Origin of the sequence: Kitasatospora sp. NPDC051702 (genome assembly GCF_040681575.1) — a bacterium.
Taxonomy (GTDB): Bacteria; Actinomycetota; Actinomycetes; order Streptomycetales; family Streptomycetaceae; genus Kitasatospora.
In genome coordinates, this window is record NZ_JBFAZB010000006.1 from 95659 (window position 1) to 117137 (window position 21479).

20 protein-coding genes, 1 tRNA gene and 1 pseudogene are annotated in these 21479 nt (G+C 73.1%); 17 read left to right on the forward strand and 5 right to left on the reverse strand.

The genetic code is table 11. The annotated features are described in order from the left end of the window. Positions 1 to 5 precede the first annotated feature (5 nt). The gene (gene upp / locus AB0N04_RS07960) at positions 6 to 641 is read right to left on the reverse strand and encodes a uracil phosphoribosyltransferase (protein ID WP_360205654.1); all 636 of its coding nucleotides are present in this window, start codon (positions 639 to 641) and stop codon (positions 6 to 8) included. 162 nt (positions 642 to 803) lie between these two features. Between upp and AB0N04_RS07965 the strand changes: the two genes are divergently transcribed. From AB0N04_RS07965 to AB0N04_RS08000, 8 genes are all read left to right on the forward strand, one after another. Then, positions 804 to 1040 carry a hypothetical protein gene (locus AB0N04_RS07965; RefSeq protein ID WP_360205657.1) on the forward strand — a complete coding sequence of 79 codons (237 nt, stop codon included), beginning with the start codon at positions 804 to 806 and terminating at the stop codon, positions 1038 to 1040. A gap of 204 nt (positions 1041 to 1244) precedes the next feature. Next, positions 1245 to 1805 (forward strand): tRNA adenosine deaminase-associated protein, encoded by a 561-nt coding sequence (locus AB0N04_RS07970; protein ID WP_360205660.1) that lies wholly within the window; start codon positions 1245 to 1247, stop codon positions 1803 to 1805. 44 nt (positions 1806 to 1849) lie between these two features. Then, the gene (gene tadA / locus AB0N04_RS07975) at positions 1850 to 2359 is read left to right on the forward strand and encodes a tRNA adenosine(34) deaminase TadA (RefSeq protein WP_360205663.1); all 510 of its coding nucleotides are present in this window, start codon (positions 1850 to 1852) and stop codon (positions 2357 to 2359) included. Between the two features lie 102 nt (positions 2360 to 2461). After that, a tRNA-Ser gene (locus AB0N04_RS07980) sits at positions 2462 to 2548 on the forward strand. A gap of 456 nt (positions 2549 to 3004) precedes the next feature. After that, positions 3005 to 3169: a hypothetical protein gene (locus tag AB0N04_RS07985; RefSeq protein ID WP_188304848.1), complete on the forward strand. Its 165-nt coding sequence runs from the start codon at positions 3005 to 3007 to the stop codon at positions 3167 to 3169. 139 nt (positions 3170 to 3308) lie between these two features. After that, positions 3309 to 3602 carry a Dabb family protein gene (locus AB0N04_RS07990; RefSeq protein WP_360205666.1) on the forward strand — a complete coding sequence of 98 codons (294 nt, stop codon included), beginning with the start codon at positions 3309 to 3311 and terminating at the stop codon, positions 3600 to 3602. Positions 3603 to 3929: 327 nt separating this feature from the next. Beyond that, positions 3930 to 4727, forward strand: a complete 798-nt coding sequence (locus tag AB0N04_RS07995; protein ID WP_360205979.1) for an RNA polymerase sigma factor SigF — start codon at positions 3930 to 3932, stop codon at positions 4725 to 4727. Between the two features lie 143 nt (positions 4728 to 4870). Continuing rightward, positions 4871 to 5776 carry an RNA polymerase sigma factor SigF gene (locus AB0N04_RS08000; protein WP_360205670.1) on the forward strand — a complete coding sequence of 302 codons (906 nt, stop codon included), beginning with the start codon at positions 4871 to 4873 and terminating at the stop codon, positions 5774 to 5776. Here the strand turns inward: AB0N04_RS08000 and AB0N04_RS08005 are convergent. Beyond that, entirely contained in the window at positions 5763 to 6752 is a 990-nt protein-coding gene (locus AB0N04_RS08005; protein ID WP_360205673.1) for a tyrosine-protein phosphatase, read from the reverse strand. The genes AB0N04_RS08000 and AB0N04_RS08005 overlap by 14 nt on opposite strands. A gap of 414 nt (positions 6753 to 7166) precedes the next feature. Here AB0N04_RS08005 and AB0N04_RS08010 point away from each other — a divergent pair, with 414 nt between their 5' ends. The 8 genes and pseudogenes from AB0N04_RS08010 to AB0N04_RS08045 all read left to right on the forward strand — a co-directional run bounded on the left by AB0N04_RS08010 (position 7167) and on the right by AB0N04_RS08045 (position 17381). Further along, the gene (locus AB0N04_RS08010) at positions 7167 to 9485 is read left to right on the forward strand and encodes a hypothetical protein (RefSeq protein WP_360205676.1); all 2319 of its coding nucleotides are present in this window, start codon (positions 7167 to 7169) and stop codon (positions 9483 to 9485) included. Between the two features lie 115 nt (positions 9486 to 9600). Then, positions 9601 to 11115: a GT4 family glycosyltransferase PelF gene (pelF, locus tag AB0N04_RS08015; RefSeq protein WP_360205679.1), complete on the forward strand. Its 1515-nt coding sequence runs from the start codon at positions 9601 to 9603 to the stop codon at positions 11113 to 11115. A 61-nt stretch (positions 11116 to 11176) separates the two neighbouring features. Further along, positions 11177 to 12694, forward strand: coding sequence for a hypothetical protein (locus tag AB0N04_RS08020; protein WP_360205682.1), 1518 nt, complete (start codon positions 11177 to 11179; stop codon positions 12692 to 12694). 122 nt (positions 12695 to 12816) lie between these two features. After that, on the forward strand, positions 12817 to 13809 hold the full coding sequence (locus AB0N04_RS08025; protein ID WP_360205685.1) for an SDR family NAD(P)-dependent oxidoreductase: 993 nt from the start codon (positions 12817 to 12819) through the stop codon (positions 13807 to 13809). 72 nt (positions 13810 to 13881) lie between these two features. Further along, a pseudogene (locus tag AB0N04_RS08030) lies at positions 13882 to 14583 on the forward strand (sugar phosphate nucleotidyltransferase); the annotation flags it as partial. 125 nt (positions 14584 to 14708) lie between these two features. Then, entirely contained in the window at positions 14709 to 15626 is a 918-nt protein-coding gene (locus AB0N04_RS08035) for an NAD(P)-dependent oxidoreductase (RefSeq protein WP_360205688.1), read from the forward strand. Beyond that, complete coding sequence (locus AB0N04_RS08040; protein WP_360205690.1) at positions 15623 to 16318, forward strand: spherulation-specific family 4 protein; 696 nt, start codon at positions 15623 to 15625, stop codon at positions 16316 to 16318. Before AB0N04_RS08035 ends, AB0N04_RS08040 begins: the two co-directional genes overlap by 4 nt. 22 nt (positions 16319 to 16340) lie before the next feature. Next, complete coding sequence (locus AB0N04_RS08045; protein WP_360205694.1) at positions 16341 to 17381, forward strand: endo alpha-1,4 polygalactosaminidase; 1041 nt, start codon at positions 16341 to 16343, stop codon at positions 17379 to 17381. 63 nt (positions 17382 to 17444) lie between these two features. Here AB0N04_RS08045 and AB0N04_RS08050 read toward each other — a convergent pair whose 3' ends face one another. Then, on the reverse strand, positions 17445 to 17648 hold the full coding sequence (locus AB0N04_RS08050) for a hypothetical protein (protein ID WP_360205696.1): 204 nt from the start codon (positions 17646 to 17648) through the stop codon (positions 17445 to 17447). A gap of 173 nt (positions 17649 to 17821) precedes the next feature. Here AB0N04_RS08050 and AB0N04_RS08055 point away from each other — a divergent pair, with 173 nt between their 5' ends. Beyond that, positions 17822 to 18787 carry an aldo/keto reductase gene (locus AB0N04_RS08055; RefSeq protein WP_360205698.1) on the forward strand — a complete coding sequence of 322 codons (966 nt, stop codon included), beginning with the start codon at positions 17822 to 17824 and terminating at the stop codon, positions 18785 to 18787. 189 nt (positions 18788 to 18976) lie between these two features. Here the strand turns inward: AB0N04_RS08055 and AB0N04_RS08060 are convergent, their stop codons facing one another. Continuing rightward, the gene (locus AB0N04_RS08060; RefSeq protein ID WP_360205701.1) at positions 18977 to 20071 is read right to left on the reverse strand and encodes a C40 family peptidase; all 1095 of its coding nucleotides are present in this window, start codon (positions 20069 to 20071) and stop codon (positions 18977 to 18979) included. Further along, on the reverse strand, positions 20068 to 21360 hold the full coding sequence (locus AB0N04_RS08065; RefSeq protein ID WP_360205704.1) for an SPFH domain-containing protein: 1293 nt from the start codon (positions 21358 to 21360) through the stop codon (positions 20068 to 20070). The genes AB0N04_RS08060 and AB0N04_RS08065 overlap by 4 nt, the downstream gene beginning before the upstream one ends. Positions 21361 to 21479 lie beyond the last annotated feature (119 nt).

Here is a 21479-nt window from a genome sequence, read left to right on the forward strand (position 1 = left end):
TCCGCTCAGCCCGCGGTGCCGTAGAGGCGGTCGCCCGCGTCGCCGAGGCCGGGGACGATGTAGCCGTTCTCGTTCAGCCGCTCGTCCAGGGCGGCGGTGACGACGGTGACCGGCAGGTCCGCCAGCTCGCGCCGCATCACCTCGACGCCCTCCGGCGCGGCCAGCAGGACCACGGCGGTGACGTCGGTGGCGCCGCGCTCGATCAGCATCCGGATCGCCGCGACCAGGGTGCCGCCGGTGGCCAGCATCGGGTCGAGCACGTAGACCTGGCGACCGGACAGGTCGTCCGGCATCCGGGTGGCGTAGGTGGAGGCCTCGAGGGTCTCCTCGTTGCGGACCATGCCGAGGAAGCCGACCTCGGCGGTCGGCAGCAGGCGGGTCATCCCGTCCAGCATGCCGAGGCCGGCCCGGAGGATCGGCACGACGAGGGGGCGCGGGTAGCTGAGGCGGGTGCCGAGCGTGACCGCCACGGGCGTGGTGATCTCCACCTCTTCGGTGCGGACGTCCCGGGTGGCCTCATAGGCGAGGAGGGTCACCAGCTCGTCGGTCAGGCGACGGAAGGTCGGCGAGTCGGTGCGCTCGTCGCGCAGGGTGGAGAGCTTGTGGGCGACCAGGGGGTGGTCGACGACGTGGAGACGCATGTACCGAGGTTAGCCCGGCGCCGGACGCCTGTACGACTCGCCGCGTCCGCCCCGGCCGCGTCGCCGGTCACCCGTCCGTGACACGCCGTGACGCACCGCGAATCTCCGGACGGAAGCACCTCCTGTGGTATCAACCGGGCCGATCTGGGAATGTCACGTCTTATGACGAGCAACCCGAACGCGGGGGGCGGCTCGACGAACGAGCCCACCGGCCGGTCGGGCGGGCGCGCCGGCCCGCCGCAGGACCCTCCGGAGACCGAGGCGGAACGCCGCAAACGGCGGGCCGTCTTCCTGCGCGAGCTCGCCGAGGCCCGCGAGCTGCGGGAGCGGGTGCAGCCCCGGCGGACCAAGGAGCGGCGGATGCGCGAGGCCATGCGGATGCGAACCTTCCGGATCTGACGGGGGCTGCCGCCCGATCCGCCCCGGTTCACCGACCCCCGCCCCGCCCTTCCGACACGACCTGCAAAGACGCGCTGCCGAACACCCCCCGCGAGGGCGGGCTTTCTGTCACGATTCCGATGGGACGGTCCGAACAAGCGGACCGCCTCTGGCGCGGGGGCGGCCAGACTTCGCGTTGCCCGAACGCGCCGACAGCCGAGACCGATGATCTTGGGAGTGTCCCTGGTGGCGTACTTCGCTGCAGTGCTTGCTCGCACCGAGGACGGGTGGGATGTGAGCGAGACGGAGCTCGACGACGTCGAAACCCTCGCCGACCTGACCGACCTGGCCCGCGACTCCGCGCAGGACGACGACAGCGTCCTGGTCTTCATCGAACAGGAGGACGCCTGGTTCGCCATCGTCCGGGTGGACGGCGAGGAGGACCCGCGGATCTTCGTCTCCGACGGCGCCGCGGCCGCCCGCAGCTCCTACGGCTCCGTCCTCACCGACGAACTGGTCGACCAGGCCGGCGAGAGCGAGTTCGGTGACCTGGACGACCTGGTCGTCGAGCTGGAGGAGAGCGGGGAGGAGGACCAGGAGGAGGACGCCGACGCACCCGGCGGGGTCCCGGTCGGTCCGCTCGGCGACTCCCACCTGCTGACCGAGTTCGGCCTCCCCTCCGAGGAGCTGCTCGCCCTCAGCGGCGAGGGCGCCGTCCCGGGCGACGCCCTGGAGGAGATCGCCGAGGCCCTGGGCTGCGGCGAGGTCCTGGAGGCGGTCCGGTAGCGACCGCACCGGTGCCCTCCACCGGATGCCCGACACTGGATGCCATGCAGACCGCCCCCCGGATCGCCCCGCTCCCCGCCCCCGTCCGCCCCGACCCGGTCCGTGACCGCTGGGCGGCGCCGATGCGCCTCGCGATCGCCGAGGCCGCCCTGGCGCCGGCCACCGGGGACGTTCCGGTCGGGGCGCTCGTCCTGGGCCCGGACGGCGAGGTGATCGGGCGCGGCCACAACGAGCGCGAGGCGGTCGGCGACCCCACCGCGCACGCCGAGGTGGTCGCGATCCGGCAGGCGGCCGCGGAGGTCGGGGAGTGGCGGCTGAGCGGCTGCACGCTGGTCGTCACGCTGGAGCCCTGCACGATGTGCGCCGGGGCCATCGTGCTCTCCCGCATCGACCGGGTCGTCTACGGCGCCCTCGACGAGAAGGCCGGCGCGGCCGGCTCGCTCTTCGACGTGATGCGCGACCGCCGGCTCAACCACCGCCCCGAGGTGATCTGGGGCGTCCTCGCCGAGGAGTGCGGCGAGCAGCTGCGCGAGTTCTTCGACACCCACCGCTGACACCGCAGCCGCGCCCCCGCCGGCACCGGCCGCACCGGGCGCGCGACCCCCGCGCCGATACGGATTTCGTGACCGCGCCACCCGTCCGGTAGAGTTCCCCTCGGTAGCGTGTCCGAGCGGCCAAAGGAGCACGCCTCGAAAGCGTGTGTGGGGGCAACTCCACCGTGGGTTCGAATCCCACCGCTACCGCTGGAAAAGCCCGAAGGCCCGTCCGTTGCAGAACGGACGGGCCTTCGGCGTTCCCGCGCACCCTCGGGCGCGGAAAGGGCTCCGCACTCCGGGCCGATGACCACCAACGCCCGGAGGGTACGGAGCCTGGAGGGGGAGCGGCTCGGGGGAAACTGCCGCTCCCCCCTGCGGAGTCCCACAACCGGCGCCGCGTCGGGGGGGAAGCCGCGGCACCGGCCCCACAGCGGGGAGCTCCGGATCCACGCACCGGGAATTCCTGCCAGATCCCCGGTACGCGTTCCATCCTGCCGCCGGAGCCGCGACCGGGCACCCGGAGAAAGGCCTCACTCGCGGGGACCTTCGTCCCGTCGGGCGAACGCGTCGCACACTTGATAGCCCGTCCGGTGGATAAGCTGCTTCCGCAGGGCCGATCGGGGACCAGGACGGCGGCGGCCCACGGCAGGGAGGACGGCACCGATGGCGCAGGCGAAGAAGATCGGCATGGCCCTCCTGCTCATCTTCGTCCTCTATTCGATCATCACGTCCCCGGCCCGCTCGGCCGAGCTCGTCCAGCTGGGCTTCGAGGGCATCTCGAACGCGGCCAAGGCGGTCGGCACCTTCATGACCGGTCTGATCAAGTGAGCCCCCGGCCCTCGTGAACGGCCCGCCCGGCCGGCCTCCGCGGCCGGCGGGCGGTCAGCCCGCGGACGGCCGTCGCCGGGCCCGCGCCCACCGGCTACCGTGGGCGGGTCCCCACCCCCGTCCGCGAGGAGCGGCAATCGTGATCCGGCACCTGGTCCTGTTCAAGCTCAACGAAGGCGTCACCAAGGACGACGACCGGGCGCTCGCCGGCGCCAAGGCCTTCGAGGAGCTCGGCCCGCAGATCCCCGAGCTGCGCGAGTGGGAGTGCGGCTGGAACACCACCGAGCGCGACATCGCGTACGACTACGCGATCAACAGCCTGGTCGAGGACCGCGAGGCCCTGCAGGCGTACCTCACCCACCCGGCCCACCAGGCCGCGGCCGGGCAGTGGCGCGAGTTCGCCACCTGGGTGATCGCCGACGTCGAGGTCTGATCCCCGCCGCACCCGAGGCCCGTCCCCCGGACGGACCGCCCGCGCCCCGTCCGCCCGTCGGACGGGGCGCTTGCTCTGTCCCGGAACGATCCCTGCCGCGCCCCGCCGGGGGCCCGGACGGACGGACGGCGCCGCACCAACACACCTCCACCGGGTGCTTGCCCGACCTGCGCCCGCCTTGTGATGCTATGACCGGTTTTGCCGGACATGGCGAGGTGATCAACCAGCCGCGACACCCGATCCGCAGGGCCCGTCGTTGTCGACTTAGGGAGGGGTGGCGTGTCGGTGGACGAGGTCTTGGCGGCGATCATCAGTCCGGCCGGCGAGCTGCGCCCGGAGGGCCTGCGCGGCCCCGGCGGCCGCCCCGCGGTGGACGTCCGGACACTGACCCGGGTGCTCTTCGAACGGCTCGCGGAGCTGCCCGCCGGCGCCCCCGAACGGGAGCGGGTCAGAGCCGCCCTGATCGAGGTGAACATCCCGCTGGTCCGGTACGCGGCCACCCGGTTCCGCAGCCGCAGCGAGCCGATGGAGGACGTCGTCCAGGTCGGCACCATCGGCCTGATCAACGCGATCGACCGCTTCGACCCCGGCCGCGGGGTGCAGTTCCCCACCTACGCCCTGCCGACCATCCTCGGCGAGATCAAGCGCTACTTCCGGGACAACGTGCGCACCATGCACGTCCCGCGCCGGCTGCAGGAGCTCTGGGTCCAGGTCAGCGGCGCGATGGAGGAGCTGACGGTGCTGCACGGCCGGACCCCCAAGGTCCCCGAGATCGCCGCCAGCCTGCGGATCCCCGAGGAGGACGTCCGGGCCTGCCTGGACGCCGGGCGGGCCTACAACGCGGCCTCCCTGGAGGCCGCGCAGGAGCACGAGGGCGGGCTCGCCCTGCTCGACCGGCTCGGCTACGAGGACTCCGCGCTGGCCGAGGTCGAGCACCGGGACATGGTCCGCCACCTGCTGGTCCAGCTGCCCGAGCGGGAGCGCCGGATCGTGATGCTGCGGTTCTTCGCGAACCTCACCCAGTCGCAGATCAGCACCGAGCTGGGGATGTCCCAGATGCACGTCTCGCGGCTGCTCTCGCGCATCCTGACGAGGCTTCGGACCGGCAACTCGTGGGAAGACTGAGATTGCAGCGCGTTACCCCCGCGTGACATCTCGCGACGTTCGGGTTTGCCGTGGGCCGTGTTCCGGTATGGAGGGGGAGGGCCCCGGCGGGAACCTCCGCGCGACGGCTCCCGTTCAAGTGTCAGTCACGAGGGGGTGGGTGCATGTCCGGAGAGCTGGGCACTGCGGAGATCCACGCTGGTCAGGCCAACGGTACGGCGGTCGCCGAGGACCGGATCCCGCTCCAGCGGGTCCCGTCCGCCGGGTCCCCCGGCCCGGAGACGCCGCCCGAGCCGCCGCCCGGCTCCGTCCTGGACACCCGGACGCTCTCCCGCTCGCTGTTCCTGCGGCTGGCCGCCCTGGAGCCCGGAAGCACCGAGCACGCCTACGTCCGCGACACCCTGATCGAGCTCAACCTGCCGCTGGTCCGGTACGCCTCGGCCCGCTTCCGCAGCCGCAACGAGCCGATGGAGGACATCGTCCAGGTCGGCACCATCGGCCTGATCAAGGCGATCGACCGGTTCGACCCGGAGCGCGGGGTGGAGTTCCCCACCTTCGCGATGCCCACCGTGGTCGGCGAGATCAAGCGCTTCTTCCGGGACACCAGCTGGTCGGTCCGGGTGCCCCGGCGGCTCCAGGAGCTGCGGCTGGCGCTCACCAAGGCCGGCGACGAGCTGTCCCAGCGGCTGGACCGCTCCCCCACCGTCGCCGAGCTGGCCGCCTGCCTGGGCGTCAGCGAGGAGGACGTGGTCGAGGGCCTCGCGGTGGGCAACGCCTACACCGCCAGCTCGCTCGACTCCAGCCCCGGCGAGGAGGACGGCGACGGCCCGCTGGCCGAGCGGCTCGGCTACGAGGACCTCGCCCTGGAGGGCGTCGAGTACCGGGAGTCGCTGAAGCCGCTGCTGGCCAAGCTGCCGCCGCGGGAGCGCCGGATCATCATGCTGCGGTTCTTCGGCAACCTGACCCAGTCGCAGATCGGCGAGGAGATCGGCATCTCCCAGATGCACGTCTCCCGACTGCTCACCAGGACGCTCACCCAGCTCCGCGAGGGCCTGATCAGCGAGGGCTGATCAGGGCGCCGCGGGCCGGCCCCCCGTCGCCGTCCAGCAGGTTGGCCCGCAGCCCGTCCAGGACGGCGTCGTCCAGGCCCAGGCCGTCCCGCCAGTACCCGTCGAAGCCGGACCAGCCGGCCCCGACCTCCTCGAAGGCCGCGGCCAGGTAGTCCGGGTCGGCCCGGAAGACCGGCAGGAGCAGCTCCGGCTCGCGCATCAGGCCGCGGGTGCCGAAGTCCTCCAGCACGCGGTCGACGACCGGGGCGGCGCGCTCGTTGGTGAGCAGGTAGTCGGCGACGACGGCCCCGCGGTCCACCCCGAGCGCGGTCAGCACGAGCGCGGCGGCCCAGCCGGTGCGGTCCTTGCCGGCCGAGCAGTGGAACAGCAGCGGCGGTCCCCCGGGGGCGGCCAGCAGCCGCAGCAGGGTCGCGAACCGCTCCCGGGCCACCGGGTCGGTGACGAACCAGCGGTAGAGGCCGGTCATCATCCCGGCCGCCCGGCCCGCGCCGAGCACGGCGCGCTGCCGGTCGGGGTCGCGGTCCGCGAGGGCGCCGCGCAGCGTCCGGTGGATGTCGAAGCCCGTCGCCAGCAGCGGCAGGTGGTGCAGGGTGACGCCGCCGGGCCCGTCGGCCTCGACGGTCAGCGCGGTGGTCGCCGGGGCGGTGGCCGGGAGCTCGGCGACCGGGAGGCCGGGCAGCCGGTCGGGGCCGGCCGCGCGGACCTCGTCCAGGCTGCGCAGGTCCACCACGCGGCGCAGGCCGAGTGCGCTCAGCGGGCCCAGATCGTCCTCGGTGACATGGTTCAGGCCATCGCTGCGCAGGGCCACGCCCGACCGCAGGAACCGCCCGTCGGCCGTCCGGTAGCCGCCGAGGTCGCGCGCGTTGACCGCGCCGCGCAACCCGAGACTGCGCCCGACCAGCACCGTTCCGCCCGGCCCCGCCGACGTATTCCGTGCACCGCCGATTACGCCGGACTGGGTCTGCTGATCGGCCACGCGGCGCCTCCATTGCATATTCGGACTGTCACATGGCACAGCGGTGCCCGATATTGCATGAACCTGCCCAATGGGTCGGCGAGATGTGCAAGAGTGTCATCCGCGACGACGACAGTGTAGGCGCCGGGGGGCCCTGCCGAAGGCGCACGCGCAGTAACGAGGCGTAGCGGTCAGCTTCCGTTTTTTCATTCCCAATTCATTATTTGCATAGCCGGTCCAGTTCCGGTCACAATCAGCGCCTTCATGGCATCGCCATGAACGTTGGTAACAGGTTCGCTGCACTCTCGCCCAATTGGTCCCTCGTAGGCCCGACCCTCGACCAGGATGGGCGCCGGGCAGCCTGCTGCCCGCGAACAGCTACAGGGCAGGCGAGCGCCGAGCAGCGAGGCGCCTGCACCAAGGGGAGGATCAACCATGGGTCGAGCGACCCGAAGAGTTGCCGCCTGCGCGGCGGCAGTTCTGCTGGCCAGCGGCCTGCAGACCACCCTGGCCCACGGCGACACGACGCCGCCCAGGATCGACCTCACCATCCTGGTCATCGACGACGGGGGCCCCTCCGTCGCGGCCATCACCGCCGAGCTCAAGAGCCAGGGCACCCCGTACAAGGTCGTCAACCTCAACGACACCAACCGTCCCGTCATCAACTCGGCTTTCCTGAGTGACACGGTGAACGGTCAGCCCCGCGGGAAGTACCAGGGCATCGTGCTGCCCAACGAAAACCCCTTCCCCAACAGTGCCGCCGAGATGACGGCCATCGCGAGCTACGAAGCCGCATTCGGTATCCGGCAGATCGACGCGTACACGTTCGCCAGCCCCGCGGTGGGGCTGAACTACGCCGTGAATCCCGGTTACTACGGCACCCTGGACGGTTTCCAGGGCGCCACCACGGCCGCCGGCACTTCGGGCCCGTTCGGGTACCTGAAGGGCAGCGTCCCGTTCGAGGACAACGACCCTTCCGTCAGCGAGAGTTACGGCTACCTGGCCACGCCCCTGGCCAGCCTCCCCGCCGGTGCCTCGTTCGTCCCGCTGGTCGACTCCGCGATCCCGAACACCACCTCGCGCGGCTCGCTGGTCGGGGAGTACACCCACGACGGCCGCAAGGAACTGGTCGTCACCTTCGTCTACAACCAGTACCAGCAGCAGTACCGCCTGCTGGCGCGCGGCATGGTCGACTGGATCACCCAGGGCGTCCACCTCGGCTACGACCGCAACTACTTCGCGGCGCACGTGGACGACGTCTTCCTGGCCGACGACCGCTGGGACACCACCCTCAAGTGCACCCCCGGCGACGTCACCTGCCCGCCCGGCACCCCGGACACGGCCAACCCGATCCGGATGACGCAGGCGGACGCGCAGTTCCTCAAGCAGTGGCAGACCGCCAACAACTTCACCCTGGACATGGTGTTCAACGGTGGCGGCAGCGAGGACTGGAAGGCCGACCACGAGACCACGGTCGACCCCACCGCCACCCAGATGATCGCCGACCAGAACAGCTACCGGTGGGTCAACCACACCTACACCCACCCGTACCTGGGCTGCGTCCAGGACGTGTCGGTGGTGCCGTGGCGCTGCAGCAAGGACGCCGCGGGCAACACCGTCTGGACCGACCAGAACACCATCTCGACCCAGATCAAGAACAACTTCGACTGGGCCAAGACCAACGGTCTGAACGTCGACCCGCAGTCGCTCGTCACCGGTGAGCACTCCGGTCTGCTGACCGCCCCGCAGGAGACCAGCGACAACCCGTACCTGGCGCCGGCGCTGGCCGCCAACGGCATCAAGTTCACGGGTAGCGACGCGTCCCGCGAGCCCGCCCAGCGGGCCGTCGGCTCGTCCACGCTGACCGTGCCGCGGTACCCGATGAACGTCTTCTACAACGCCGGGACGGCGAAGGAGGAGGCGGACGAGTACAACTGGATCTACACCAGTGCGGCCAACGGCGGCAGCGGGATCTGCGAGAACAACGCGAACTCGACCTGCCTGCCGCACCCGCTGGACGTCAACACCGGCTACCAGTCGTACATCGTGCCGCTGGAGGCCCGGATCGACCTCGGCCACGTGCTGAGCAACGACCCGCGTCCGCACTTCATCCACCAGTCGAACCTCTCCGAGGACCGGATCCTGTACCCGGTGCTGGAGAAGGTCCTCGGCAACTACCGGGCCCTGCACGCCGACAACACCCCGATCGTCAACCTCGGCGAGAAGGAGATCGGCCAGGAGTTCCAGAAGCGCGCGGCCTGGAACGCGGCGCTGGCCGCCGGCCAGGTCACCGCGTACCGGATCGGCAACACGGTGACCGTCAACGCGCCGTCCGGCGTTCAGGTCCAGGCCACCATGCCGACGGGCACCTCCCAGAAGCTGGTCATCGGGTCGACCGCGTTCGGCTCGGCCTACGCCGGTACGCTGTCCGGCTGGGTGTCCCGCGGCACCCTGCAGAGCAGCATCACCCTGCAGCTCCCGTCGGCGCCGGCCACCCCGGCCGCCGTCTCGCCGAGTGTCGCGGCCAACTCCGTCACGGCTCCGGCCCCGGCGGACAAGAAGGTCGTCCCGCAGGGCGTCGCCACCCCCGTCCCGGTGGGTCCGAGCGACACCACCCGCACCAAGGCGAAGTCCCTGGTCCCCGGGAGCGGCGTCACGGTGCCCGGCAAGGGCGTCGCGGCCAAGGGCGGTAAGGCCACCGGGGGGGCGGCCTCGCTCGGCACCACCACCACCGGACGCTCCGGCAACCGGTAACCCGTAGCACCCGATGGCGGGGCCGGACCGGGCAACCGGCCCGGCCCCTGCCACGGCTCCCGTTCCGGCCACCCAGGCCGGACACCGACGCAAGGAACAGGAGGGGGGACAGGAGATGCGCGTCACCCTGCTCACCGAGGGGACGTATCCGCACCAGCACGGCGGCGTGAGTGTCTGGTGCGACCAGCTCGTTCAAGGCATGCCCGACGTCGACTTCGACGTCATCGCCGTCACCGGTACCGGCCACGAAGCCCTGGCCTGGGAGCTGCCCGCCAACGTGCGGTCCGTCACGACCGCACCGCTGTGGGGACCGGCCTCGGAGGCCGGACCGCCCCGCGGCAAGGAGATGCGGCGCTTCCTCAACGCGTACGAGCGCTTCCTGCACTCCATCCTCGATCCGGTCTACACCACGCACTTCGGCACCGAGCTGTACGGCTTCGCCGACCTCGCCCGGCGCGGCCTGCTCAGCCCTGCGCTGCGCAGCGAACGCGCGCTGCGCACCCTCCAGCACGTCTGGACCCGCGACTACCTGCCCACCGCCGTCTCCCGGCCCACCCTGCACGACGCCCTGAACGCGACCGACCTGCTGGAGCACGCCCTGCGGCCGCTCTCGGTCGAGCCGCCCACCGACGGCGTCGCGCACGCGGCCAGCGGCGGCCTCGCCACCCTGCCCGGGCTGATCGCCGCCCAGCAGTACGGCGTACCGTTCCTGCTCACCGAGCACGGCATCTACCTGCGCGAGCGCTACCTCGGCTACCGCACCGGCCCCTACCGGTGGCCGGTCAAGGCGCTGCTGCTCGGCTTCTACCGGATGCTCGCCGAGGAGAGCTACCGGCAGGCGGCGCTGGTCACCCCCGGCAACCGGTACAACCGGCGCTGGGAGGAGCGCGGCGGCACGCCGTCCGCGCACATCCGCACCGTCTACAACGGCGTGGACCCGACGGCCTTCCCGCCGGCCGGACCCGAACCCGAGACGCCGACCCTCAGCTGGGCCGGCCGGGTCGACCCGATCAAGGACCTGGAGACGCTGATCCGGGCCTTCGCCATCGTCCAGCGCGAGATCCCCGAGGCGCGGCTGCGGCTCTTCGGCGGAACTCCCAAGGGCGGCGAGGCCTACCGGGACGGCTGCATAGCCCTGGCCGCCGAGCTCGGCATCGCCGACTCGGTGGCGTTCGAGGGCCGCGTCGCCGACATCACCGACGCGTACGCGGCCGGCAACGTGGTCATGCTCTCCAGCATCAGCGAGGGCTTCCCGTTCACCCTGATCGAGGCGATGTCCTGCGGCCGCGCGACCGTCTCGACCGACGTCGGCGGCGTCCGCGAGGCCGTCGGGGACACCGGCCTGGTCGTCCCGCCGCGCGAGCCCGAGCCGATGGCGGCCGCCGCCATCGAGCTGCTGCGCGACGCCGAGCGGCGCGGTCGGCTCGGCGAGCAGGCCCGGCTGCGGGTCATCGAGCAGTTCACCCTCCGCCAGAACATCGACGGCTTCCGGGGCATCTACACCGAGCTCCTCGGCACCGCCCGCTGGATGCCCAACGGCGTGGTGGCCGTCACCGACGAGGCCCCCGCACCCGACTGGGACGAGCAGCTCGCCGCCGCCCACCCGGAGCCGAGCGAGGTGGGCGCGTGAACGGGCGAACCGTCGACGGGCGCGCGTGCCGCGACGCCGCCGAGCTCGCCGAGGTGACGGCATGAGCGGCCCGCTGCGGCTCGTGCCGGACGAGGGCGGCTCCGAGCGGACGATGCAGCTGCGCACCCTGCCGCTGAAGCGCCGCCGCCCGGCCGCGCCCGTCCAGCCCGAACCCGAGGAACAGCTCGACCTCTCCGCGGACCCGCTGGACGAGCTCGCCGAGCGCCTGCGCGACGTCTGCGCCGACGCCGTCCACCCGTACGAGATCGCCGCGTTCCTGGAGTCCGACGGCCTCTCCGACGAACAGGCGGCCCTGCTGTACGGCCGCCCGGACGCCTTCACCGTCGCCGAGGAGCTGTTCGAGAAGGTCCAGCGCCGCTACCCCGGCCCGAGCTCCGAGTTCGCCAACCCGTGGCGGGCCGACCCCTGGCGCTGCGTGGTGCGCGGCCTGGTGTTCGCCCTGCCCGGGCTCGGCTACCTGCTCGGCGCCAACCTGTTCGCAGCCGACCGGATGCGCTTCGGCCTGCCCTCGGGCATGCTCGCGCTCTCCGTCGCGACGCTGGTCAGCTGGGGCTTCAACCAGGCGCTGGCGCACCGGTCGTACCGCTGGCTGGGCCGGCTCCGGCGCCGGGAGGCCGCGGTCTGCCTGGCCGTCGGCGCACCGCTGGGGGCGCTGCTGGCCTCGGCGGCCGCGTACGTGGTCGGCGGCCCGCTGGGGGCGCTCTGCTTCGCCGCCGGGCAGTCCCTCTACCTGGGCGCGGCCACCGTGCTGCTGGTGCTCGGGCGGGAGAAGTTCCTGCTGCTGGCACTGGCCCCGGCCTCGGTCGGCGCTGGCGTGGTGCTCGCCGTGGACGTCCCGCAACTCGTCCGGACGGTCGTGCTGCTCGCCTCGCTGGTGCTCGCCGTCGGGCTGGCCGCGCGGGAGCTGCTGTTCTGCGTCCGCCGCGGCGAGAAGGAGGACGTCGAGCTGCGGCTGCCGGTCCGCCAGGAGGTCCCGCACCTGCTGTTCGGCCTGGCCTGCGGCGCGCTCACCCTGATCGCCGGCCTCGGCGGGACCATCCACCTGGCGGTGGAGACCGGGGCCGCGCACGGCGCGAGCGCCACCCCGACCGGACCGGCCATGATCGCGCTGACGCTCAGCCTCGGGCTCGCCGAGTGGCTGCTCTTCCGCTACCGGGCGATGGCCGTGGCCGCACTGCGCACCAGCCACACCTCCGGGCAGTTCACCCGCCGGACCGGCGGGATCCTGCTCGGCTGCCTCTTCATCTACCTCACCACCGTGGCCGCGCTGGACGCCGCCGCGACCGTGCTGTGGCCCGGCGCCCCCGCGCTCGGCGTCCCGCAGCTCGGCGCGATGCTGCTCCTCGGCGGCTCGCTCTGGCTGGCGCTGCTGCTGAACGCCTTCGGCTTCAGCTGGAGCACCGCCCTCATCTGTCTGGCCGCCGCGGGTGCCGAGAGCGCCGGGCTGCTGGCCGGGGCGGACCCGATCGTCCTGCAGCTGATCGGCTGCGGGACGGCCGCCGTCCTCCTCACCGCAATCGCCGGGCCCGCGCTCGGCCGCACCACCCAGCACCGCTGAACACCTGAACACGCGCACGCACCCGCGTGCACCGCTGAACAGCTTCACCGGAACAGCTGAACACCACCGGCCGGTCACCACGAGAGCCCGGCCTCCCCAAAGATCGAGAAAGCGAATTACGCATGAGCAGCGTCGCGGTCACCGGAGCCGAGGGATTCATCGGTTCCCACCTCGTCGAAACCCTGGTCGCCGACGGGCACCAGGTCCGCGCGATGGTCCAGTACAACTCCTTCTCGTCCTTCGGCTGGCTGGAGACCCTGTCCGAGGAGGTGCTGGACTCGGTCGAGATCGTCCTCGGCGACGTCCGGGACCCGGGCTCGGTCAACGGCCTGGTCAAGGGCACCGAGGCGGTCTACCACCTGGCCGCCCTCATCGCGATCCCGTACTCCTACCGGGCCCCGCACTCGTACGTCGACACCAACGTCACCGGCACCCTGAACGTGCTGGAGGCGGTGCGCCACCTCGAGATCCCGCGCATGGTGCACACCTCGACCAGCGAGACCTACGGCACCGCGCAGACCGTGCCGATCACCGAGGACCACCCGATCAACACCCAGTCCCCGTACGCCGCCTCCAAGGCCGGCGGGGACCGGCTGGCCGACAGCTACCACGCCAGCTTCGAGACCCCGGTCGTCACCCTGCGCCCGTTCAACACCTTCGGCCCGCGCCAGTCGATGCGCGCCGTCATCCCGACCGTGATCGCCCAGGTCGCCGCCGGCGAGACCGAGATCACCCTCGGCGACCTGCGCCCGACCCGTGACTTCACCTTCGTCAAGGACACCGCGAACGCCTTCCGCACGGTCGGCACCGCGCCCGCCGAGACGGTGGTCGGCCGGACCTTCAACGCCGGCACCGGCGGCGAGATCTCGGTCGGCGACCTGGTCACCCTGGTCGGCAAGCTGATGGGCGTCGACCTGGTGGTGAAGGAGGACGAGCAGCGCATCCGCCCGGCCAACTCCGAGGTCATGCGCCTGGTCGCGGACGCCACCCGGCTGCGCGAGGCCACCGGCTGGGCCCCGCAGTTCAGCCTGGAGCAGGGTCTGGAGCAGACCATCGAGTTCTTCCGCGACCCGTCCAACCTGGCCCGCTACAAGACCGACATCTACAACGTCTGACCGTCGTAACGATCTTGCCCGACCTGGTTCCAAGGTTCGTGTCCTGCACATCCTTTCCGTGGGGGAAAATCCATGCATGCAGTGATCCTGGCCGGCGGTAAGGGCGTCCGACTCCGCCCGTACACCACCGCGCTCCCCAAGCCGCTCGTCCCGATCGGCGACCAGCACGCGATCCTCGAGATCGTGATGCGCCAGCTCGCCGCCGCGGGCTTCAAGACCGTCACCCTGGCCATCGGCCACCTCGGCCACATCATCCGCGCCTACGTCGGCAACGGGTCCCAGTGGGGCCTGCGCGTCGGCTACGCCGTCGAGGACAGCCCGCTCGGCACCATGGGCCCGCTGCTCACCATGCAGGACCGCCTGCCCGAGCACTTCCTGGTGATGAACGGCGACATCCTGACCGACCTGGACTTCGCCGGGGTGCTCCGCCACCACGAGGAGTCCGGTGCGCCGCTGACCATCGCCACCTACGCCCGACAGGTGAAGATCGACTTCGGTGTGCTGACCACCGAGTCCGGCAGCATCACCGGCTTCCAGGAGAAGCCGAGCATCGACTACCGCGTGTCGATGGGCGTCTACGGCGTCTCCCGCTCGGCGCTCGCCAAGTACACCCCCGGCCTTCCGCTGGGCTTCGACGAGCTGGTGCTGGACCTGCTGGGCGCCGGGACCCCGCCGTCCGCCTACGAGTTCGGCGGCTACTGGCTCGACATCGGCCGCCCGGACGACTACGACCGGGCCAACGCCGAGTTCTCGTCCATCCGCCCGGTGCTGATGCCCTTCGAGTCGGCCGAGAAGGTCCCGGCCGTGGCCGAGCTGCCGCTCCCGGCCGCGCGCACCACCCCGGACGACCAGGCCGAGGAGCCCGCCACGGCGGGCGCCCAGAGTGACGGACGGGCCGCGTGAGGATCCTGCTTCTCGGCGGCGACGGCTTCCTGGGCCGTCACGCCACCGCCGTCCTGCGGTCACTGCCCGGTGCCACCGTGCTGACCGCGGGCCGGCGGCCCGCCCACGACCTGCGGCTCGACCTGGCCACCGCGCAGGCCGGACCGCTCGGCGAGGAACTGGCCGAGCTGGCCCCCGACGTGGTGGTCAACTTCGCCGGTGCCGTGGCCGGCAGCGCGGTCAAGCTCGCCGAGGTGAACGCGCGCGGCCCGGCCGTGCTCTGCGAGGCGATGCAGCTCGGCACCCCGAAGGCCCGGCTGGTGCACATCGGCTCGGCCGGGGAGTACGGCGTCTGCGCCGAGGGCAGCTCGCTGTCCGAGGACGCCGACGCCCGCCCGGTCGGCGTGTACGGCGCGACCAAGCTGGCCGGCTCCCTCGCGGTGGCCGGTTCGGCACTGGACGCGGTGGTCCTGCGGGTGTTCAACCCGGTCGGCCCGGGTGCCCCGGCGGGCTCGCTGCCCGGCCGGCTGGCCGCCGAGCTGCACCGGGTGGCGCCCGAGGGCGCCGACGGCGTGATCACCGTCGGAGACCTCTCCGCCTACCGCGACTTCGTCGACGCCCGGGACATCGCCCGCGCGGTCGGCCTGGCCGCCGCCGCGGAGGGGCCGCTCCCCCGGGTGCTCAACCTGGCCTCCGGACGGGCCCGACAGGTGCGGGCGATCGCGGACGGGCTGGTCGCCGCAGCCGGCTTCACCGGCCGGATCGACGAGACCGGGGCGGGTTCGGAGCGTTCGGCCGCGGTCTCCTGGCAGCAGGCCGACGTCTCGGCCGCCGCCCGGGAGCTCGGCTGGCAGCCGGAGACGGACCTCGCCGACACCCTGCGCGACCTGTGGCTCGACACCGTCGGGTCCGCGACCGCCCCGGTGGTCCCATGACCACCGGGCCCACCCCCGACGGCCGCCTGCTGGTGCCGCTGTACGTCCACCCCGCGGTGGACCCGGCGGCCTGGCGGGCGGTCGCCGCCGCCGACCCCGGCCGGATCAGCGCCGTGGTGCTCAACCTGGCCGACGGGCCGGGCGAGACCCCGGACGGCGTCTTCGCCGAGGCCGCCGAGGAGCTCCGCTCGGCCGGCCTGCCGCTGGTCGGCTACACCGACACCGACTACGGCCGGCGGCCGCACGCCGCGGTGGTGGCCGACATCCTGACGTACCGCCAGCGCCACGGCATCACCGGCGTCTACTTCGACCAGGTGTCCACCCAGCCCGGCGCGCTGACGCACTACCGCCGGCTGGCCACCGCCGCCCGGGCGGCCGGCTGCGGGACGGTGATCTTCGGCCACGGCGAACACCCGGACCCGGGCTACGCCGAGGTCGGGCTGGCCGACCTGCTGGTCACCTTCGAGGGCAACTGGGACGCCTACCGCGAGATGACCCTCCCGCTCTGGACGGGCCGCCACGCGGCGTCCCGTTTCTGCCACCTGGTGTACGACGTCCCGGCCGAGCACGCCGAGGACGCCGCCGCGCTGATCGCCGCCCGCCGGGCGGGCGTCGGCTGCGCCGTCCCCGGCGCCGGGGAGAACCCCTGGTGCACCCTGCCCTACGGTCTTACCGCAGCGGAACTGACCTGACCCGATCCGGAGTTCGACTACCGTGAACCGCCGTACCCGGCTCCTGCCGGCCGCCATCATCGCCACCGCCCTGCTGGCGACCTCGTGCAGCAGCTCAGGCTCGGACGACGACAACAGCTCCTCGGCCGACGACTCCCCCAGCACTCCGCCCGCGGCCACCGCGCCGGCCACCCCCGGCGACAGCACCGCCCCGAGCACCCCGCCGGACACCGGAACGCCGTCCGCCACCCCCGGCACGCCGAGCACCCCCGGCACCCCGGGCCCGACCGGTGCACCCCCCACGCACGGCGCGACCACCCCGCCGGGCGCCACCACCGCCCCGGGCACCCCCGGCGGCAGCACCGCCCCGGCGCCGTCCGGCGCCCGCTGGCAGCCCACCCCCGGCCTCGCCTGGCAGTGGCAGCTCGGCGGCGGCACCGTCGACCAGTCGGTGGACGTCCCGGTCTACGACATCGACGGCTTCGAGAACGACGCCTCGGTCGTGGCCGCGCTGCACGCCAAGGGCCGCAAGGTGATCTGCTACATCAACGCCGGCTCCTGGGAGGACTTCCGCCCCGACGCCTCGGCCTTCACCAAGGCCCTGCAGGGCTCGGACACCGGCTGGAAGGGCGAGAAGTGGTTCGACATCCGCAAGCTCGACCAGCTCAAGCCGCTGATGGCGGCCCGCTTCGACATGTGCCGGAGCAAGGGGTTCGACGCCATCGAGCCGGACACCATCGAGGCCTACAACCAGAACAGCGGCTTCCCGCTGACCGCTGACGACCAGATCCGCTACAACCGCATGCTGGCCCAGCTCGCGCACGAGCGCGGCCTGGCCATCGGTCTGAAGAACGACCTCGACCAGATCCCGGCCCTGCTGCCGGACTTCGACTTCGCGGTCAACGAGGAGTGCTCGCAGTTCGACGAGTGCGACCGCATCTCGCCGTTCGTCAAGGCGGGCAAGGCGGTGTTCCACGTCGAGTACAAGCTCGACACGGGCCAGTTCTGCGCCAAGACCAAGTCGCTCGGCTTCAGTTCGATGCAGAAGAAGCTCGACCTGAGCGTCTGGCGCAAGCCCTGCTGAACCGCCGGCGCACGGCGGCTTCCGTCGCGCGGGTGACCCCCGTCAGGGTCACCCGCGCGAGGATCACTTGACCGCCAGCCAGACGACGGCGCCCAGAACCACCAGGGCGACGACGGCGATCAGCGCGATCGTGCCGGTGCGGCCACCACCACCGCTGCTGCGGCCGTAGGTGGAGACGGTGCCCGGGGCCTGCGGGGCCGGGGTCTCGTCGACGAACGCCCGGAACATCTGGGTGCTGCCGGCGGGGTCGTAGTCGTTGTCAGCCATGGCACGGACTCTAACGAATCCGCCCGCCCGGGGGACAGTCCGGACCCCTCCCGCGCGCACCGCACCGCCCCGGTGTACGGGTCCGCGCCGGCCGCGCGACGCCGCCGCGGCGGGCCCGCGACGGCCGCCCGGCGCACGGAATGCCGCACGGCGCGATCCGGTTGACTGCGACCATGACCGGAAACCACAGCGACGCCACGGCCCGGGTCCGGCTCGGCGCCTCCGACCTGTCCGTCTTCCCGCTCTCCCTCGGCGGCAACGTCTTCGGCTGGACGGCCGACCAGCAGCAGTCCTTCGCGGTGCTGGACGCCTACGCGGCGGCCGGCGGCAACTTCGTCGACACCGCCGACGTCTACTCGGCCTGGGTCCCCGGCAACACCGGCGGCGAGTCCGAGACGATCATCGGCGACTGGCTGCGCAGCCGCGGCAACCGCGACGAGGTGGTGATCGCCACCAAGGTGGGCCTGCACCCCGGTGCGCGCGGCCTGGGCGCGGCCAACATCAAGGCCTCCGCGGAGGGTTCGCTGCGCCGCTTGGGCGTGGAGCGGATCGACCTCTACTACACCCACCAGGATGACGACACCCCGGTCGAGGAATTCGTCACCGCGCTGGACGAGCTGGTCCGCGAGGGGAAGGTCCGCGCGGTCGCCGCCTCCAACATCGGCGCCGAGCGGCTGGCCGAGTCGCTGGCCTTCGCCGAGCGGGAGGGGCTGGCCGGGTACGTCGCCGTCCAGCCGCACTACAACCTGGTCTCGCGCGGCACCTTCGAGGGCCCGCTGGCCGAGGTGGTCGCCCGGCACGGCCTGGCCACCGTCCCCTACTACGCGCTCGCCTCCGGCTTCCTCACCGGCAAGTACCGCCTCGGCGGCACCGGCGTGGACAGCGCCCGGGCCGAGGGAGCCGCCCGCTACCTGGACGACCCGCGCGGCCCGAAGGTCCTGGAGGCCCTCGACGCCGTCGCCGGGGAGCACGGCGTCGAGCTCGCGACCGTCGCCCTGGCCTGGCTCGCCGCCCGTCCGACCGTCGCCGCCCCGATCGCCAGCGCCCGCACCGTCGAGCAGCTCCCGCCGCTGCTGGCCGCCGCCTCGCTCCGACTGACCCCGGAGCAGACGGCCAGGCTGGACGCCGCCTCCGCCTGAGCCCGCTCCCGCGGGCCGCGGGCGCCGGGCCCTGCGGTCGCGCCCGCGGCCCGCGGCACGAGCGGCCGTCGGCCGCTGCTGCGGGGCGGCCGCTGGTTCGGGGCGGGTCGGGGTTCGACGGAACCCCGGAGCACGCAGCGGGCCCCGGCGGGATCGCTCCCGCCGGGGCCCACGACTGCCGCCCGCCGGCTACGGCCGCCCGAAGTGGGTCGGGTAGTAGCCCGGGTCGAGGGCGGCGATCCGGACGGTGCGGCCCGGCCTGGGCGCCTCCACGAAGGTGCCGCCGCCCAGGTAGATCCCCACGTGGTGGATCCCCGAGGCCCGGCCGGTGTCCGACCAGAACACCAGGTCACCGCGGCGCAGCTGGCCCGCACTGATCGGCGTGGTGGCCGCGTACTGGTCGTCGGCCACCCGCGGGAGGCTGATCCCGCTGCGGCGGAAGGCCTGCTGGACCAGGCCGGAGCAGTCGAAGCCGGACGGCCCGTCACCGCCCCACACGTACGGCTTGCCCAGCTGGGCGAGCGCGTAGTCGACGGCCGCCGCCACACTGCCGGAGCCCTGCTCGTCGTCCGTCGAGGACGCGGCCGCGGGCCGGGAGGGCGCCTCACCGTCGTCGGACCGGCCGGTGCGGCTGAGGTAGACGTCGTAGTGGCTGGTCCACCGCCACTCGCCGGCACCGTTCCTGAACCAGTACTTCGAGCCGTCCCAGCCCTGGCGGATCCCGGAGGACGCGGCCGGGACCTTGGACGCCGTGGCCGTCTTGCCGGCGGAGCCACCGGTCCCGGCGGTACCGGCGGACCCCCCGGACCGGCCGGTGCGGCTGAGGTAGACGTCGTAGTGGCCGGTCCACCGCCACTCGCCGCTGCTGTTCCTGAACCAGTACTTCGACCCGTCCCAGCCCTGCTTGCCGGGGGCCGCGTGCGCGGCGCCGGCACCGGCCGTCAGGCCGACGACTCCTGCGGCCGCCAGCACGGTGGTGGCCAGGCAGGTGGTCCGGACGGCCCGGTGTATTCGGCTGCCGCCGCCCGCCGTCGCGGTCCGGGCGGTACGCGGCCGCGCCGCGCAGTTCGGGCAGCCGCAACCGGCGATCGCGGGGATGCTTCCGGTGCTCTCCTCGAAGCCGATCAGGCCGCGGTCCGGCTCGGCGTCGAGGTCGGCCGCGGGCCCGGCGTCGAGGCCGGACTCGAAGTCGGCGTCGAAGTCGGCGTCGAAGTCGGCGTCGAAGTCGGCGTCGAAGTCGAGGCCGGGATCGGGATCGGCGTAGGCGCCGGTGGCTATCCTCATGCGGGTCGTCCTTCCTTCCGCCCGGCCCGGGCGGCCGGGGGCGGTACCGAGGCGGCCACTCCGGCCGGGGCGACGAAGGCGACCAGCAGTTGCTCCATCAGGGCGCTGCGGGCGGCCTCGTCCAGTTCGTGCGCGGTGGCGCGCTCCAGGCGGCGGACGGCGAGCGCCGCGGCCTCCACCGCGTCGTCCACCAGCACCGTCCGCAGGCCCGCGTCCAGGTCGGCCAGCCGGCGCCGGCGCATCGACTCGGCGACCTCGGGCGCGTAGTCGAGCGCCAGCGGCTGCGCCGAGTAGACCTCCAGGCCCGCCGGGGCGACCTCGGCGGCCAGCGCCCTGGTGAGCTCGTCGGCGAACCACTGCCCGTCCCGCAGCGCCGGCCCGGGCGCCGCGTTGCTGTCGCAGGGCAGGAGGGACGCGGTGCGGGTGAGCACCGCCTGGACCTGCTCGCGCAGGTAGCCCTCGTGGTCGTCGATCGCCAGCAGCGCCCGCGCGGTGTCCTTGACCCGCCAGACGACCAGCAGCCGGACGACGATCGGGGTACCGGTGCGGTCGACCACCTTGGCCGGTTCGCTGCGCCAGTGCCGCAGCCGCACGTCCACCCGGCGCCGGCGCAGCAGCGGGTTGACCCAGACCAGGCCGGTGCGGCGGACGGTGCCCCGGTAACGGCCCCAGCGGGTCAGCACCCGGGTCTCACCGCCGGCGTTGGCCAGCAGTCCGGCGAGCGTGAGCACCGTCAGCAGACCGGCGGCGCCGACCGCGGCGACCGACGCGGGGTCGGCCTCGGCCCGGCCGCTCGCCCGTACGGCGGTGCTGCGCAGGTCGGGCAGCACGTCCCAGTGCGGGATGACGCCTGCGCGCAGCAGCACCAGCACCACGCCGATCGTGCCGACCAGCACCACCAGCAGGGCGAACCAGCCCGGCAGGGCGGTGGCGGGGGTCTCGCGCAGCGCCTGGTCGGCCCGCGGGGGGCGCCGGGAGGTGGCGGCCGCGGGGGCGCCGGCCGGGGTGACCTCCGGGAGCTCGACGGTCTCCGGGCCGGCCGATTCCAGCGGGTCGCGCAGGTCGGCGGGGTGGCCGACGGCCGGGCCGGGGACGACGGCCAGCGGGGTGGTCGCCGGACCGCCGTCGGCCGGGCCCGCCGTCCCGGCCGCCCGGGTGGCGCCGGAGGGCCTGGCGGCCGTGGTTCTGACGAGCGCGCTGGAGCCGGAGGCGGAACGTTCCGGCTGGGCCGGGGGGAGCGCCTCGGGCGGGGTGTCGGGTCGCTGCGAAGAATCGCGGGTGACGTCCATGCACGGATCCTCGGGGTCGGTGTGTCGCGCAACGGGCGGCCCGGATCTGACGGGCAGTGCCAGGGCCAGGCTAAGTTCATACGTCATCAAATGCGACATTTAAGGTGAGGTGTGTCGAC